Consider the following 16,404-nt stretch of genomic DNA (forward strand, 5'->3'; position numbering starts at 1 on the left):
AGAAAGATTATTGCTATTTATTGCTATGAATAAAAAAGCTTTGGCTAAGTTTACAATACCAAGCCAAAACTATTTATCTATTCTCTAATTAACGTTAACTAAATTAACTTAGATGTTAAAAACAAGATTTTTACTTATATTATTAATATAAATCTTTAATTCTAGTAGTAAAATCAGAAAAACTACGTGTCATTTTATGACCTGATTTTACTGTTAATGTATTACCGTTTAATGAAAACTCGCTTTTTGTGTCTTCAAAGCTCGCTTTTGGTAGCACTTGAATGTCAGTCAGTTTAGCCAATTCTTCTTTATAATCTTCATCTGCTGCACAAATTTTACTAATAGATTCTAAAACCGCAACAGTACGCTCGCCTGAATGGCCGATAACCCATTCACTTTTGTACTTCTCACTTTTTAATGTCTCTTTGTTTGTAGAGATCATTGTTTTGTATTCATCCCAGTTTACAGTAACGTTTAATGATGAATTACCACACGCTGTTTTCACATTGGTCACTTCTTCTGCAATTTTTGCATCAACAGCTCGTATCGCTTTTTTATCTTTTACAGCAGCAAAAGTCGTAGAGCTAAATACCGTACTAAGTAAGGTAACAGCAATACCTGCTAATATTTTATTTTTCATTTTATTTCCTCTAAACATTTAATGATTAATTTTTGCTAAGTGTCTTTCAAATATTTTTACTTTGCTGAGTATTGTTTCCTTCTTTACTTCCCTAACACATTAAATGCGTCGTCCACTAAAGACACTAGTAATAACTCGCCTGAAGGGTCTACTCTAAATAGTCCGTACTTTGCAGCTTCAAGCTCAAGGCCTTTGCCCTCTTCAAAGAAGTAAGCATTGGTAGCTATTTTTATTCTGCCACTGCGCTCTCTAAACTTAGCCGGTATAAGTTCAGCGTTTTCATTATCAAGGATATTACTTTTATCATAAGCAGTTTTAGTCACTTTTATAAATGAGCCAACTCGATTTTCATCGAGTGTTAGTTGTGCAAAACCGTCAAAAACATTCTCTTCAACATTTGATTTAAGCTCACTATGGCGATAATGACTGAGGCCTTTTTCAATTTCACTGGCAATGGCAAAACGCAGCGCCATATAATCGCCTTGCATTAAAGATCGGGGATCAACCGGAGCTAATTGCAAATAAACAATTTGACCATTTTCTAACAATTGTTCTTTTTTATAAATAGACCAATTCACCACGCCAAGAACTAAAACCAAGGTAATAACGGCAACTAATTTACGCATGCTCAACTCCTTGTGCATCAGCTTTATCAAGAATTGATTTTTCAGTCTCAGACCAAAAACGTACAAGGGCAAATCGAGTCATTAACATTAAAATTCCAACTAGGAATAATATGGCAGATTTATACAATAAGGTTTGTTCCATCGTATAATAATAAACCGAGCAAAAACCTAATAATGCGATGATCCCTATTCCCATCATCACTCGATTAGAACGAGAAAAACCAAGTATAATAATAACAACCGCCGCCGAGAAACCAGTCGCTTTAATAGTTAATAAACAAAACAATAAAGCCGCGCCGAGCGCTAACATAGTCGGCTTAGTTGGTAATCTTCTTTGAACGGTTTTTTCCATATATGGAATGACTTTCCAGATACTAAACATAATGGCAAATACAAATAAGCCTTGGGAAACTCTATATGGAAAATAAAACAAAGGTTCTATATCACTAGATAAAACCGTAAAAAGCCATAAATCGAGTTCAGTTACACAATGTATGGTTAACCAGAACAAAGTTAGCCCATAAACCAAGCCACTGACTTTTTGGTAAGACTTAGTCGTTTTAAATTCACGTGTGTACAAGACAACAAGCAGTACCAGCACAACTGAACTAACCACATAAGGAATGCCTATTACTTGAAAGCCAACTTCAAATGAGATTGCAGCAAAAGCCGAAGAAAAAACACGATGAACAAAATTAGGCATGATCACAGCTAATAGCGCATGGAAAACACCGACAACAAGCCAACTATCAGGCTCTCTCTCACCAACAATGGAAAAAACAACCAAAACTTGCCCTGCTAAACTAATGGCTAACCCTACATGCTCAAAAAATTCATTTTTAGGTATGCGTATTATAAAATACGCTACAACAACGAGAAGCCCACCGACAATGCCAACAATAGCTTGTTCATCAAATAGCTCAGCCATTAACAAACCGACAAACCCTAAGAAAAATACAGCGCCCACCCAACCAGAAATAGCCAATAGCGTTTTAATATACCAAGACGATGTTAACGGTTGCGACTGAATGTCGTCATCATCATTGTTTTTCATGAGTCCTGCATTTTTTAACTTAGCTAATAATGAATTACTCTGACTCATGTTGAACTTCCTTTTTAACCTGTTCTTGCAATGGCTCTTGTTCGCCCCTGTCTTGCTCAAATGATTTTACTTTAGTCGACTTTTGCACTGAATTAAGCCACCAAGCAGAACAAGCACCAAGACCTACGATAATTAACGCTAGCAACAAAAATGCACTTATGATTTCACTACCATTAAATAAAAGATTTATAAATAATGTGGCGATCAGCATAATTCCAGACAAACAACCAATGGCTAATATAAACAGTTCAACGCTTTTAACGCGATACACCCAATAACCTAACCCCATACAAATTACCCACATAGGTACGGCTAAATTGCTCAGCATATTGCCTTCGCTCACTGAAATTATCGCAAGAATTGTAATTAAAATGGCCACAGTTACAGTTATAAATCGCATAGAAAAACCATCTTGTAACCATTTACACTTTACACTGGCCAGCTGCCATACAATTAAGCTGACAAAATTAATGGCAAACAAGCCCCATAAAATACTATCTTGAACGTCATGTAGGAAAAACAAGCCGTTATGCGCATCGATATACAAAATAAAAGCGACGTTAATTAGGATTATGGATATTAACCACAACACTGAAAATCTTGCTGTCATTGTCCAAGGTAGAATTAAACAAGCCCAAATAAAGAATAGCTGCCAAGGATCGGCTCCTGTTTGATAAGTTTGACCAAACAGTGCTAACAAAACCCCCACTAAAATAGCAGAGACTGTGATAGATGCTTTTGCCAACAAGGATTCTTTTTTTAATATTAGGTAGGAAATTACAGCCGCGACTAAGCTCACCTCAACCAAAGCAAATTTTGCAAAGCGGCCGAATTCAAGCCAGTTAAAGGCAATAAAGAAAAGTACAGAAAGGCCAAGCGCAATACTGCCAGTCCACAAACATAATTGATTTAAGAAGGTTAACCAACGTGAATCGTTTGGGATAATGTTAGCCAGAGTAACGGCCTGCTCTAGGTTTTCATCCGTTACTACATTACTTTCAATGAGATCAATCAACTCATTACGATGTGAGTCCATCACACATTCCTTATGAATAAACGTTATTAACAAAAAGTCATTAACCCAAGTGGTTAAGAAGAACTTGCTAACAAAAGCTGTTAATAATCGTTTCTAAAAAAACTAAAATGAGTAGAGTGTATTTAACAACGGCTACTTTATATTAACTACAGTGAAATTAGAAGTTTTTGAGGGTATGGTGTATTAATTCAATCACTTGAACCGTGTATTGCAATAGTTGTGACTGACTTAACTGAGTTGTTGAAATACTCCTCTCTTACTTTAAGGTAAGCAGGATCCGTAAAGAATCCATCCATCATTTCCTTACTTGGAAAATCAATTGTGAAAACACGATTAATCGGCTTTTCTGTTTTTGAAATTAAAACATCACTGACTTTAAAATCGAAACCAAAACTACCACCAAAGGTTTTAAGAATTGGGATCATATTTTCACGGTATTGTTGATATACCTCATCATCAAAAACCTCCACCCCCATAATTCTTTCAAAAGACATACATACTCCAAACTAAATAAAACAGGACATTCTAAACATATCAGCACTTACACATGGAATAAATATTTAGCTGAGCTAAACCGAATAAGGACTATGTATTCTTCCTACGAGTTAATTTTTGACCAAACAGCTAATTCATTTCCACTTGGTTCTGTAAATTCAAATCTACGACCGCCTGGAAATGAAAAAATAGGTTTTGTTATTTTACCACCAGCTAATTCGACATTAGACTGGGATAATTCAAGATCATTACTTAGTAATACTAACAAAGCAGAGCCATTAGCAACGGTTGCCGTTAATTCAGATTTATAAAAACCACCATCAATACCTTGGTTTGTAAATGCAGTGTAGTCAGGTCCAAAGTCTTCAAATGACCAACCAAACGCCGTCTCAAAAAATAGCTTTGTTGCTGGGATATTAGTCGCTGGAAATTCTACATAATTTAGTTTTTCATTCTGAGTCATTGGTTAAATACGCCTTAGTTAACTTACTCGTTATACTTTGCTGGCACGTATCGATAATGCCCTGTAATTTTATAATTAAATAGCATATCTTCAATTTCAGGACCGCTACCAATATTATGAACTATCATAGGGTTACCTGTTTTTGGATTAATACGGTCTATCACGATACCAATATGAGGAAGATTTCCCGACACCATCCAAGTCACTATATCGCCTGTCTTATAATCACTTGGAACCGCAGATGTTGTTAATACCAAACCATGTCGAGTAAAGAACGTTTGTAAATTAGGCACCCTTCTGTGATCAATATTCTTATCAGGGCTTTTTAAGCCCCACATTCGCTTAGACGGATATAACAAAAAATTATCACGCATATCTTCATGAACAAGTTGTTGTAAGTCCGTACCTATTGCTCGGTAAGAACGAATAACCACGTCAGTACAAACACCTATATTTTTAGGTACATCCCCATTTGGATAGCCAATAGATAAATAAGCACCATCATAAGTTACCTGATGAGTTGTTCTTTCTACTGAAGCTGCCACTATATCTTGCTCAAATACAGTTGCAGCAACTGGAGTTGCTATAAAAGCGGTTAATATAAAAAAAGCGAATAAAAACCAATTGATAAAGTACTTCATATTTTCCTTATAGAACGAGCTCTTTGCTGATATTTAAGATCTGGGTAATCTTGTTTGAATTGGCTTTTGATTAAATCCTGCTATTTATTTTTAAATAGTACAACTTGCCCTCGGCCATTTTCTTTTGCTTGATACATAGTGTTATCTGCATTCACCATAAGTTCATGTAATGCTTCTCCATGGCTAGGACCAATAACGACACCAATACTGGCACTAATATCACAACTATTTTTATCCGTTACTTTAATTGGCAGCTCAATATCCTGTAACATTTGTTGAGCTTGGGCCATAACTTGTTTTTGATCAAATGATTCAATTTGACGAGCAATCAAAAATTCATCTCCCCCCCACCGAATACAAATATCTGTTTTGAAGTTAAATCGATTTTTTATACGTCTGGCCACTTCAGTTAATACTTTGTCGCCAGCTTCATGACCAAAATTATCATTTACCGGTTTAAACTTATCTAAATCAATCATCATTAACACTAAGTTACGATCATTTTGGATACATTCAGATAGCGCGTTATTGAGTTCTCTTTCTCCAGAACGTCTATTTAACAAATAAGTTAATACGTCATGATCCGCTTCAAATCGAGTTTGGAATTCTTTTTCTGCACGTTCAGTTACGTCATGTAAAATAACTTCAATCAGGGTTTCTTGATTTTCGCGCAATGTATTACGTTGCTCTGATAATTTAGCGAATAAGCAATGTATCCACTTTGTTTGTGTTCCAATTGTGCATTCGATGTCTAAAGTATACTGCTCTGCATTTTCCTTATCTCTGATCACATGTAGCAACTCTTGTAATTTTTCAGAATTGTTTAATAAAACAGGAAAATTAAGTGAGGATAATTCAGTCTCACCTTTGACCAAAAAATGGGATTTAAATGCGGGATTGTAGGTTGTGATCATGTTTTGTTCATTAAGCAAGCAGATACCTGCGCTGGCTTGTTCAAAAATCAATCTAAAACGAGACTCTAGCTCTTCTGTTTTTGTTCTTAATTCCCTTTCATTACGGATAGTCTGTTGTAATGCATGCATTAAGGAGTTAATACCAGTTATCAGTCGACTTATTTCACCTTTACCACGCTTTTTTACACTCAGCATTTGCATTGTTTGTGGCATATTTGGATCTATTTTAGCAAAATCATCTGTTAATTTTTGTAGCGGTCTACTTAATTGTTTGTGTACAACAATGGACACAAAAAAGATGATAATAATAGAATGAACCATCATTAATAACACTTCTTTTTCACTGGCCTTTTGTGCTTGCTGCTGAATATAAATATCATCAGGGTATAAGGTTAATATACCTATTTGAGTGTCAGGTATAAAAGGATGCATAAGCTGAATTGATACAGGCTCAGATACGTTATTTATATCACCTTGAGTAAGCAGCATTTCTGAGTCACCGGATAAGGTAACCCCTTTAACTAGATCATTACTTAATAAGCCCGTAGTGATCTCTGCGCCAAGCTCAGAATCGACTAAATAGGCAGAAATAGCCGCTGTTTTTTGTATTGTTTCAGCAAGTTGTTTAACCAAAGAATAATTAGTGGTTTTCTTTTCTTCTAACCCTGATATATAAGAAAAAAGTGACGTAATCAACGACACTAACAAAGCCATGATCGTAATTGAAAATGCAACTCTAACGTAAAGCTTTTGACTAATTCTCATTTAATCTATACACCACTTTAACTGAATCCGTTACTTCTGATCCTGGAATATAGGCAATTGCTGATTCAGACATTTTCAAATGACTAAGTATTTCATTAATTGACGCCATTGACTCAGGAGGTTTAGCGCGTCCAGAGAATAATAGTCTAGCCCAATATGCGTTAATTTTTCGTTCATTCTGATCAACCAGTCTCAAATAAAAATCATTTTTTAATTGTGATTGTTTTGCTAAATCTAAAGGTTTAGCGCTTTTACCATCAGGAAACGTTATATAACGGCCCATATAAATATCGATTACTTCTCTTTTAGATAGTTCGCTTATACTATTAGCTTTACTGACAACCACCACTATATCTTGCCCATGACTAGATAAACTAAATAATAAAAGAGGTAAGATACTAAGTTTTATTAACTTCATGGTTAAAATACCATATTAGCGCTAAAACTAACTAAATTAACATTATGCTCAAGGTCTACTTGAGATAAGTCTTTAAGATCCCATAAACCAGCACCTGATGACTTAATAATATAATGGTCTGCTTGTATTTTAAACACTAGCTTATCTGAGTAATACCATTTAGCACCTAAATTAACACTTTCTTGATCCGCACTACTGCGTTTTATTGCTAAGTCTGTATTTGCAATTAATGTATATATCGCTTGAGACTGGGCCTCGGGTAAATAAGATAATGACTCTGGTATGACAATCTTTGGAGTGTTTTTCTTATTTTTGGCTGTTGAAACACCGCCAAAATAAGTCATTTCATTAACTCGATAACCAACACTTAAGTAAGCACTGGTGTTAGATGGAATGACAGTCCAATCCGACGTTGCAGATCCTAACTCAGCTTGAATTAACCAATGAGTATCGTCGTAGGCGACACCTAATGCTGAATAATTTATTTTATGGTGCTGATATTCAAACCCATGAGCAAATTCAGCAGCCTGAGGCCAAACTCCCGTTGAAGCAACAGAATTTAAGCCATCAATTAAATAATCAAAAGGAGCCGATTTAAAATTTGAAATATCAGTTCTGGATGCCGAAGCCCTAAAAGTCCATGCACTTTTTATATATACAGCGCTAGCCGTATATAAATCATCAAATGTAACGGCTAGTGTTTCATTTCCGGCTATTAATTTAGGCGTTGTTTGGCCAACAGAAAACTTAATTCGTAAAAAGCCATTATTAATTTGATTATTATATTCAACATCAACTCCGTCATAATGACCTGCGGTTGAAGCAAAAGAATAGTATGCATGTGGAGGCCTAGCCCATAGGTATGCGTAACCTACATGATTGTACTCAGATATAAGATAAAGATCGCTATTAAGCCTACCCGCCCTAAATATCCAATTACGTTGTGGACGATAACGTATAAATGCTAATTCTAAAAAATTATCAAAAGACTTAATTGAGCGATCTTGGTATATAGCTTGAACAACTGCGTCCCAATTATTATTTATGGTTATGTTCGCTTGACCACCAAGTAGAGAATCTCGCCTAAATGAAAAGCCTGCCTCACTAGCATTTAGATAGTTAGAGCTAAAACCAATATCAGGATCATCGCTGTAGCTCATTGTTAAAGTAGCAAAACCACTAAAATCAACATCTAGGTCATCTGCTTTGATCGGACTTGATACAAAAATCATAACAACTGCACATAACAAAATGTACTTAACTAACATGAATGCCTCATTTATATCCAAGTTTAATTTAGGGCTGCTTAATTATCTCAGCAATCAAAACAGCTTTGACCATCGGACTATAGTTCATATTGAAGCTTTATATCAAAAACTCAATAAACCTATTTATTACTCACCCCCTACTTAGTCTAGTTTACCGGTATTCATAAACAAGTTTGCTCTGTTTTTAATAGATTAAACTAATAATTTAGAGGAGAGATACTACCATAAGTTCCAATTCCTGGGTAAGAGCTTGATTAAACCACCAAGACTCAGAGAAAAGCGAATAATTAAAGTGAGTTTCTATGTTAAAGATGATTGAAAATCAACTGTTCTGACCCTATTGGTTTAAAAGCTTAAGCAAGTAATCGAGCTTGTAACCATGATGAGATATCCGCGAGTTGCTCTGGTAATACAGAATGTTCCATTGGATAGCTTTGCCAAGTTACATTATATTTAGCAGCATTAAGTAAATGGTTTGCTATTTTACCTGCACTGATAGGAACAACACCGTCCTGCTCACCATGATTTTGCAAAATAGGAGTATCTGCATTAGCGCTATGGCATTGCTCTGGTAGTTTATCTGCTGTCGGTAAATAACACGACAGCGCTAAAATACCTGCCAAGCTATGTTCAAAACGTAAAGCAGTAAATAAACTCAAAACACCACCTTGACTAAAGCCGGCTAAAACAATCTTTTTTGCAGGTATGCCAGAGTCAATTTGCTCTTGAATTAAGTCCTTAACCAGTTTCTCAGACGTTAACACACCTTCTATATCAGCACGATTATGTAAATCCATACTTTTAATGTCATACCAAGAACGCATTACATAACCTTGATTTATCGTAACCGCTTGCTCTGGGGCGTGAGGAAAAACAAAACGAATTCCATGGTTTTCCGGTAAAGCTAATACTGGCACAATTGGAGCAAATCCAGCACCTGAGTCTCCTAATCCATGTAACCATATTACACAGGAAGTCGCTGGGGATTTTGGTTCAATAGTAATTCGTTCAAGTAACGTTGTTGGCATAAAATTCAATAATTAATTTGTTAATCAAGGCTACATAATAGCAATGCTTGGTGCTCGTGGCAAAACGGACGAACTTTGCTTTACTCTTAAAGCCCCCACACATTTTAGATCTTTAAAAAAGGTACGCTTCACTCTATGGATACTTATTGATTAGCACCAACAGAATATAAAACTCTCAAGGCAAAGGTTAAGATTTTATATATCATGGGTTATTACTAGTGCAGAGTGAGTTAAGTCAACAATTAACAAAGCTTCCGCGTCCAGCCACCCCCTTAGTTACATCCTTGTAGGTAACAAAGAACAAGGTGTCTTGGTTGATCCCTTCGGACAGCGTTTGTTTGGTATAAATACGGCCTCATAACATAATTTAGGTAGAGCAATTACACCTCACATGTTCTAAGTTATCTAAATACCAAACAATTCGCTGCAAAAACAAACTCGAAAGATCAACAGGCCCTAAATTCAAAAAATAAAAAAACCGATTAACATAAAGCTAATCAGTTTTAATTTTGCAACTTATGGTTAAAGACTAACTAGTTTTAAAGAATCCAACTTCTTTATTTAGTTTTTCTGCCAATTTATCTAACGCAATAGTTGCAGCATTATTTTGTTCTAACGAATGTACTGTTTGTTTGTTGATATCATCAATTTGCGCCATAACATCGTTAATTGAACCAATAACGACAACTTGCTCAGTCGCTGTATCTGAAACTAAACTTGCATTTTTAAACGAATTATTAGCATTGTCACCGATTTCTTGTAACAACTTCATTGCATCTTGTGTCTTAGTTTGACCATCTTGAACTTTAGGTAAGGTATCCTGCATTACCGTTACCGCAGTTGAGGTTTCTTGCTGAACCTCTTCAATAGTTGATTGAATTTGACTGGTTGCCTCACCAGTACGTAAAGCAAGTTGTCTTACTTCATCGGCAACTACCGCAAAGCCACGACCAGTTTCACCAGCACGAGCCGCTTCTATAGCTGCATTCAAGGCTAATAAGTTGGTTTGGTCTGAAATACCGTTGATCACATTAGTAATGCCGCCAATTTGAATAGTTAACGCTTCTAATTTACTAATTTGCTCTACAGCCTGTGTAACGATATTTGCTACGTTTTGCATTGCTTCTACGCTTAAAGACATAGACTCAAGTCCATTATTTGCCCTTTCCACCATACGTTGTGCGTTTGTTTTATTTTTAGAAGCCGTTTCTGCTATATCTGTAATGTTGGCTTGAATATCATTCAGGTTTTCACTAGTGCTTACGGTTAATTTATCTTGTTCATGAGCCAATAATATTATGTCTTTAGACCCTTTAGTAACCACTGTAGATTGTACTTTCAAGTCATTTGACGCACCTGTAATTTCAAGCATTGTATGTCTTAAACGTTCCTGCATTTTAGCCATTGTACACATCATACTATTTTCACATGGCGTGACAAATGGCTGGACCAAGTTACCTTGGGCTATTTGGGACAACGCCTCAGCCGCAACTTTAGGCTCTGCACCAAGTGAATTTTTAAAGCTGTTAGCTATAATGTAGGCAATTAAAATAGACAGGGCTAATGCACTAACCGTTAATACCAACATAGTAGTTTTAAACGTTGATGCGTTTTCTAAAATTTCTTTAGTTGTAATAATATTTTTACTTTCTTCTAAATCAATAAACGAATTAATGGTACTAAGCCATTCTACAAACAGTTGACTACCACCGTTTTTTAACAACATTAAACCGTCGTTATTTGGCATCCCATTTTGAGTTTTAATGACATTTAGAATTAAGAGTTCGGTTTTTTGTTGAATTTGTTCAAGCTGCTGTAGTATCGAATTCTCTTCACTACTAAACTCGATGCCAGATACTTTCATTGCTTCCATGTTTTTTTGTGATACCTGGTAAAACTCAGCTAATTCATTGATATTGTTAATATGTATATTTGCTTCTTCTGGACTACTTGATGTTGCCAAATCACGAATAGCGATAGCACGGTCATGAACACTGCCACGAAAATTAATCGCATTACGTTGCTTAACTACATTAATGTTCGTCATTGTAGTTAGAGAACTACCGATCATATTAACTCGGTAAATACCTACGGTAGTAAGTATTATCATAAGCAAAGTAGTAATACTAAACCCTATCAGTAAACGATTATTAATACTGATGTTATTTAAAAAATTCATTTTATTTCCAATTTAAAGTGGGCGAATTAAGTCATTCCAAAGATGAGATGCTTGTTGTAATACTTATACTTATTTTGTTTCTATTTTTGCTAATATGCTGGAATATAGTGATACACAAAAAGGGACTATGTAGGTAAGGATAACTTTAAACCAGTTCAGCTCTGCAGCATCAAAAAAAGCCTCTCCTTGATTGATTAAGGTCAAAATTGTTCCAACAACAATACTGATAATAACGGCGGTTTTAATTTGTTTTTTAGTGATAGCTGTACTGATGTTCAATGATTGCTCGATAGTTTGTTGAATTGCCCCCATTCACTTTAGGTTAAAACTGTGGCTTTTGTAAACCTACTAATCATTCTTTTATATTCAATTTCGTTTTGAAAGTTAAATCAAAGTGGCTATGAGCCATTAAATATAGAATTTAACAACCTGTGTAATAGTGAATTACTTTTATTTAATTTGCTCTTCCCCCCTTTTAATTTCCGGTAAAGCACCAACCATATAAGTAGAAGTTAACTTTATTCATTAACTTAATTATTTTATTGCCAAGATTTTGATTTTAATATCTATTTCTTGACTGATTTTTGAAATTAGATTTTTAAACTAACCATAAACTAAATACTAAGAAGGATATAACTACTTCTTTGTTTAGTAGGAGACTAATGTTATGAAATATAAAAATGTAACTGTGGCTGGAAGTGGTGTTTTAGGGTATCAAATTGCTTTTCAGTCGGCCTTTCATGGGTTTAATGTAACGGTTTATGACATCAACGATGATATTTTGGAAAAGGCAAAAACAAAATTTCAAACGTTAAGTGAGGCGTTTAAAGTAGATTTAAATGCAACTCAAGAGCAACTAGATCAGGCATATAAAAATTTAACTTACACGTCGGATTTGAAAGAGTCCGTTAAAAATGCGGATCTGCTCATTGAGGCGGTTCCTGAAAGTCCTGAGATAAAAATAGATTTCTATCAAAAGTTAGCTCAAGTTGCTCCAGCAAAAACAATTTTTGCAACCAATTCGTCAACCCTTCTTCCGAGCCAATTAGCCGACGCCACAGGAAGACCAACTCAGTTTGTAGCCTTGCATTTTGCTAATAATATTTGGACCCATAATACAGCCGAAATAATGGGTCACCCGACAACAGACCCTAAGGTGTTTGAGGAAGTAGTGGAGTTTGGTAAAGCAATAGGAATGTTGACCTTACCACTAAACAAAGAGCAGCCTGGATATATTTTAAATTCACTGTTAGTGCCTTTACTATCAGCTGGCTTGGATTTACTTATCAAAGAAGTTGCAACACCTGAAACAATTGATAAAACATGGATGAAAGCCACAGGCGCCCCAATTGGGCCATTTGCAATATTAGATACGGTTGGTATTACAACTGCATATAATATTAATCAATTATCAGCAGCCAAAACAAAAGATCCACTTAAAATTAAAACAGTAGAGTACTTAAAAGAAAACTTTATTGATAAAAATAAACTAGGTGTTTCTACTGGTGAAGGTTTTTATAGATACCCAAACCCTGCTTACTTGGAACCTGATTTTTTAAAGTAAAGAATTAATCGCAGAGCAAAAAAGGATCAGAGTGATATTAAATAAAAATAATATAACTCTGATCCTTTCATTTCTTAGCAGCATTAAACAAAGTGTTGCATCGCTTTAGAATTTGTAGCTAAGAGCTAATTTTACTAACTGTCTATCTGTGCGTTGCTAGATTTATAAACTTCGAATTTGACTAAAAGCGGTTGACGATCAAATTTGTAGAGGTAGAAATAGTACCTAGGCTCAAAAATACCAGAGATTTCTGTTTTATGGTGAAGTACATAAGCATTAGACTCCCCCATTGTTCTTAAATATGACTCCATTTGAGTATTTAGCTGTTTAATATCTACTGTAGAAATATACTTCCTCAGCAATATGTTTAAATAAATTTAACATTGCCATATATAACTCTGTTAATTATTGCCCAATCAATCTTTGATTTTTAGGATAAAAAATACCATGAACTATCCCAGTATATTGAGGGCTACTAATATCACTAAGAGAGACTGAAATTCGTGATTTATTGGCTACCATTACAGCATCGCCCGTCGATTTAATAGAAACCCCAGCCATATCTAAACGACTACCACTTATTAACATTACATTATGACCAGATATATTTGCATTAGTTATAGTGGCAACAGAGCCTTTAAATTCTATTTGATTATCTTTATTAGCAAAACTCAGGTTTTCAATATTAACTACCGAGTCTATGAATTTAAAGCTATCTGCACTGATGTTAATCAATTTAATATTGTCGCAATCGTCCATTACAATTTCATCATAATGACCAGAATAGGTTTTATTACGTAACCCTTTACAATTTAAAACACCTTGATTTTCACCTGTATTTGGCAAAGTATATTTATCGGTTATCGGCTGGTTAAGAGCTATTTCTAAAGCTCTCATAAACTCCACATTATGACTTTTCATTGGCACATGCGCCGCACCTTGAATCACTTGTAAACGGGCATTACGCATTTGCTTATAAAGTACTTTACCGGTACGAATTGGTGCAACATTATCTTCATCCCCCCAAATAATATTAACGGGTAAACTGATCTGACTAACGGCTTGACTAAAGTCCTCTTCAACCAAACTCAATGCCGCATTCATATTATTTGAATCTGACACTAACAAATTCCATGCATAATCATTATTTTGTAAAAAATCGGTTAACAAAGAGCTTTTGGTCGTAACTTCTATCATTGATGAGCTAAATTTATTTGCTCCATCAATTAATTTTTGAATAGGTGCTGGTATATAATCGCCAAACTCAAAAGATGCAATGTGCTTAATAAAGGCCGACTTTTCTAATAAACCAGCAGCATCCACCAAAATCAGCTGTTCAACAGAGTTTTCATATAACTCAGTATAACGTAGAGCAATTGCGCCCCCCATAGAGTGACCAATAACAATCGACTTTCTATTAGTGTATTTTTTACTAATAGCGTCTATAACATGGGCATAATTGGTGGGTAAGAAACGTCCTCTGGAACCTGAAGAAAGCGCAAAACCTGGAAGGTCCATGGCTATTACACGATAATTTTTGGCAAGGGTTGGAATAACACTAAACCAATCTTTCATCCCTAACTGGCCAAGTCCATGAATCAAAATAATAGGAGGGTTAATTCGGTCACCAGCCTCTAATACAGCAACTTCACTATTAAAGACAGGCTCATTAAAATAAGATAACTGCCAATTTTCGTCAGGCAGAGAAGTAATGGGTGTAGGTTCAACAGCTGCTTGTGCTTGTTGTTGGCAAGAGTAAGTTAATACCATCAATAACAACATATACATTGAGACTCGTCTTAGCATCCTTCATCCTTAAAATGTTTATAACAACATATTTTTGTTGCTTAGATAATATTAACTTTGTTAGTTCATCTAAGCCAGAACTTACTTAAATTACCTTATAAATAAACAGTTTGAGTAGCAGGGTCTAATACCAACTTTCGTATTTATAATTAATTTACTAACGGTCTAACTCTGTGCGTTACTAGATTTTTTTAAGTCAAATAGCTTGATTAACCCCAAAAGAAATTAAGGTAAAGAAAAATATAACTAAATTATTATCCTCCCGCGTCCCCTAACCTACTTTCTTTAGAGCAGAGTTTAACTAACTTCATTAATTGGCTTAATTGTAATTCAACCATTATTTTTACAGCCAACTATTTATAAGCAAAGCTGCGTAATACCATTTACTGTAAATAATGAAATTGAAAATACATAGCAATTAAAGGGCTTTAGAGAATAATTGAAGCAGCTTAAGTTCCATTCAAACATTATATTAATTCTGATAAACAAATATTGCTGTCCGTTTATCAGAATTTTTAACGACCAATTTATGTATGTGAAATAAACAAGAACTAGATTAAAAATGAGCGCCAGCCAAGATTTAAGGCGTCCATTATTAATGCGTTTGTTAGGTGCCGTTGTAAAAGTAATTTCTATAATTTAGAAGTGGTACTTTATAGACCTGAATTTTAACTTTCCCACTCGATGGACAATCTTTTTGGCATCTTACTTCAACGTTATTTACCGCTTCAATATATTGCTCGGAGGTAGAGTCAATTTTTACTATCATTCGATAAACGGGTTTATTAGATACTACTTTTTTTATCTTTTTTACGACCATGGCTTCTACTGAATACATGTATATTCCGCGAAAGTAAAAATTATCTAAAACCAGAGTAAAAACAACTATTGTAATTAAAGTGAGTATTGAAAACTTAATTTTCGATTTAGTAACGGAATTCAATTAGACACCTAACGAGGCTGTAGAATTTCTCATTCTCAGCCAATTCTTGTTACAAGCCATTTGTCACCACTCTTTGACCGCAATGAATGCAAACAATAGAGCCTGAAAACCAACGCCATACAACTTTATCCCAACTACCACTAGATACAGGATGTGGCGTTTTAAAACCTTGAACAATAAGACACTTATTACAATGTGGGCAACGATTAAAAAACGCTAGAACAATATGAAGTACAACAGAAACAGAGAAAGCACCAAAAATATAAATCAAATGACTAGCGCTTGCATTTGGTTCTGAGAAAACTTTTCCGTAGCCTAAAGATACAAAGAATACGATCAGTAAAGTCCAAGCGATAAAAACGCTTAATACATCAAGTTTCCTGACAATTGAATTCTGCACCGAAATTCCCTATGGCTTATAACGCCTGAATAATGTGTGAGCTAGTTTGGCAGTTTTATTGCGTTGTTTGCAACTAAAAATGACAAACTAAAGTGAATCACTATTCATTCTCTTGT

Annotated in this window: 16 protein-coding genes; 1 reads left to right on the plus strand and 15 read right to left on the minus strand. The window is 34.9% G+C overall.

The genetic code is table 11. The features are described 5' to 3' along the window. Positions 1–142 precede the first annotated feature (142 nt). From Q0940_RS10890 to nrtS, 13 genes are all read right to left on the minus strand, one after another. Positions 143–640 carry a hypothetical protein gene (locus Q0940_RS10890; protein ID WP_299268328.1) on the minus strand — a complete coding sequence of 166 codons (498 nt, stop codon included), beginning with the start codon at positions 638–640 and terminating at the stop codon, positions 143–145. Positions 641–723: 83 nt separating this feature from the next. Further along, positions 724–1,266 carry a GDYXXLXY domain-containing protein gene (locus Q0940_RS10895; protein WP_299268331.1) on the minus strand — a complete coding sequence of 181 codons (543 nt, stop codon included), beginning with the start codon at positions 1,264–1,266 and terminating at the stop codon, positions 724–726. Beyond that, the gene (locus tag Q0940_RS10900; protein WP_299268334.1) at positions 1,259–2,368 is read right to left on the minus strand and encodes a DUF4401 domain-containing protein; all 1,110 of its coding nucleotides are present in this window, start codon (positions 2,366–2,368) and stop codon (positions 1,259–1,261) included. Before Q0940_RS10900 ends, Q0940_RS10895 begins: the two co-directional genes overlap by 8 nt. Continuing rightward, on the minus strand, positions 2,355–3,404 hold the full coding sequence (locus Q0940_RS10905) for a DUF2157 domain-containing protein (RefSeq protein ID WP_299268337.1): 1,050 nt from the start codon (positions 3,402–3,404) through the stop codon (positions 2,355–2,357). The genes Q0940_RS10900 and Q0940_RS10905 overlap by 14 nt, the downstream gene beginning before the upstream one ends. Positions 3,405–3,592: 188 nt before the next feature. Next, positions 3,593–3,898, minus strand: a complete 306-nt coding sequence (locus Q0940_RS10910) for a DUF1330 domain-containing protein (protein ID WP_299268340.1) — start codon at positions 3,896–3,898, stop codon at positions 3,593–3,595. A 104-nt stretch (positions 3,899–4,002) separates the two neighbouring features. Further along, entirely contained in the window at positions 4,003–4,362 is a 360-nt protein-coding gene (locus tag Q0940_RS10915; protein ID WP_299268341.1) for a VOC family protein, read from the minus strand. A 23-nt stretch (positions 4,363–4,385) separates the two neighbouring features. Continuing rightward, positions 4,386–5,003, minus strand: coding sequence for a DUF1287 domain-containing protein (locus Q0940_RS10920; protein ID WP_299268343.1), 618 nt, complete (start codon positions 5,001–5,003; stop codon positions 4,386–4,388). Between the two features lie 80 nt (positions 5,004–5,083). Beyond that, entirely contained in the window at positions 5,084–6,682 is a 1,599-nt protein-coding gene (locus Q0940_RS10925) for a diguanylate cyclase (RefSeq protein WP_299268346.1), read from the minus strand. Further along, positions 6,672–7,100, minus strand: a complete 429-nt coding sequence (locus Q0940_RS10930) for a hypothetical protein (RefSeq protein ID WP_299268349.1) — start codon at positions 7,098–7,100, stop codon at positions 6,672–6,674. Before Q0940_RS10930 ends, Q0940_RS10925 begins: the two co-directional genes overlap by 11 nt. A 2-nt stretch (positions 7,101–7,102) precedes the next feature. After that, a complete protein-coding gene (locus tag Q0940_RS10935) occupies positions 7,103–8,368 on the minus strand; it encodes a hypothetical protein (RefSeq protein WP_299268352.1) in 1,266 nt (421 codons plus the stop codon). A gap of 353 nt (positions 8,369–8,721) precedes the next feature. Then, complete coding sequence (locus Q0940_RS10940; protein ID WP_299268355.1) at positions 8,722–9,396, minus strand: dienelactone hydrolase family protein; 675 nt, start codon at positions 9,394–9,396, stop codon at positions 8,722–8,724. A gap of 529 nt (positions 9,397–9,925) precedes the next feature. After that, a complete protein-coding gene (locus Q0940_RS10945; RefSeq protein WP_299268358.1) occupies positions 9,926–11,575 on the minus strand; it encodes a methyl-accepting chemotaxis protein in 1,650 nt (549 codons plus the stop codon). A gap of 69 nt (positions 11,576–11,644) precedes the next feature. Continuing rightward, complete coding sequence (nrtS, locus tag Q0940_RS10950; protein WP_299268361.1) at positions 11,645–11,887, minus strand: nitrate/nitrite transporter NrtS; 243 nt, start codon at positions 11,885–11,887, stop codon at positions 11,645–11,647. A gap of 355 nt (positions 11,888–12,242) precedes the next feature. On the opposite strand from nrtS, the gene Q0940_RS10955 reads away from it, so the two are divergent. Beyond that, complete coding sequence (locus Q0940_RS10955; RefSeq protein WP_299268364.1) at positions 12,243–13,139, plus strand: 3-hydroxyacyl-CoA dehydrogenase; 897 nt, start codon at positions 12,243–12,245, stop codon at positions 13,137–13,139. A 405-nt stretch (positions 13,140–13,544) separates the two neighbouring features. Here the strand turns inward: Q0940_RS10955 and Q0940_RS10960 are convergent, their stop codons facing one another. Together Q0940_RS10960 and Q0940_RS10965 are read right to left on the minus strand one after the other, a co-directional pair. Then, the gene (locus Q0940_RS10960; protein ID WP_299268366.1) at positions 13,545–14,945 is read right to left on the minus strand and encodes an alpha/beta hydrolase; all 1,401 of its coding nucleotides are present in this window, start codon (positions 14,943–14,945) and stop codon (positions 13,545–13,547) included. A 992-nt stretch (positions 14,946–15,937) separates the two neighbouring features. Beyond that, positions 15,938–16,288: a hypothetical protein gene (locus Q0940_RS10965; protein ID WP_299268368.1), complete on the minus strand. Its 351-nt coding sequence runs from the start codon at positions 16,286–16,288 to the stop codon at positions 15,938–15,940. Positions 16,289–16,404: the final 116 nt, after the last annotated feature.

It is taken from the genome of uncultured Psychrosphaera sp. (assembly GCF_947500655.1).
Taxonomy (GTDB): Bacteria; Pseudomonadota; Gammaproteobacteria; order Enterobacterales; family Alteromonadaceae; genus Psychrosphaera.

Coding starts and splice junctions, on each gene's coding strand:
- Q0940_RS10915 (WP_299268341.1), bottom strand. CDS start 4,362: ATGACTCAGAATGAAAAACTAAATTATGTAGAATTTCCAGCGACTAAT.
- Q0940_RS10905 (WP_299268337.1), bottom strand. CDS start 3,404: ATGGACTCACATCGTAATGAGTTGATTGATCTCATTGAAAGTAATGTA.
- Q0940_RS10930 (WP_299268349.1), bottom strand. CDS start 7,100: ATGAAGTTAATAAAACTTAGTATCTTACCTCTTTTATTATTTAGTTTA.
- Q0940_RS10955 (WP_299268364.1), top strand. CDS start 12,243: ATGAAATATAAAAATGTAACTGTGGCTGGAAGTGGTGTTTTAGGGTAT.
- Q0940_RS10935 (WP_299268352.1), bottom strand. CDS start 8,368: ATGTTAGTTAAGTACATTTTGTTATGTGCAGTTGTTATGATTTTTGTA.
- Q0940_RS10960 (WP_299268366.1), bottom strand. CDS start 14,945: ATGCTAAGACGAGTCTCAATGTATATGTTGTTATTGATGGTATTAACT.
- Q0940_RS10895 (WP_299268331.1), bottom strand. CDS start 1,266: ATGCGTAAATTAGTTGCCGTTATTACCTTGGTTTTAGTTCTTGGCGTG.
- nrtS (WP_299268361.1), bottom strand. CDS start 11,887: ATGGGGGCAATTCAACAAACTATCGAGCAATCATTGAACATCAGTACA.
- Q0940_RS10940 (WP_299268355.1), bottom strand. CDS start 9,396: ATGCCAACAACGTTACTTGAACGAATTACTATTGAACCAAAATCCCCA.
- Q0940_RS10910 (WP_299268340.1), bottom strand. CDS start 3,898: ATGTCTTTTGAAAGAATTATGGGGGTGGAGGTTTTTGATGATGAGGTA.
- Q0940_RS10900 (WP_299268334.1), bottom strand. CDS start 2,368: ATGAGTCAGAGTAATTCATTATTAGCTAAGTTAAAAAATGCAGGACTC.
- Q0940_RS10945 (WP_299268358.1), bottom strand. CDS start 11,575: ATGAATTTTTTAAATAACATCAGTATTAATAATCGTTTACTGATAGGG.
- Q0940_RS10925 (WP_299268346.1), bottom strand. CDS start 6,682: ATGAGAATTAGTCAAAAGCTTTACGTTAGAGTTGCATTTTCAATTACG.
- Q0940_RS10890 (WP_299268328.1), bottom strand. CDS start 640: ATGAAAAATAAAATATTAGCAGGTATTGCTGTTACCTTACTTAGTACG.
- Q0940_RS10920 (WP_299268343.1), bottom strand. CDS start 5,003: ATGAAGTACTTTATCAATTGGTTTTTATTCGCTTTTTTTATATTAACC.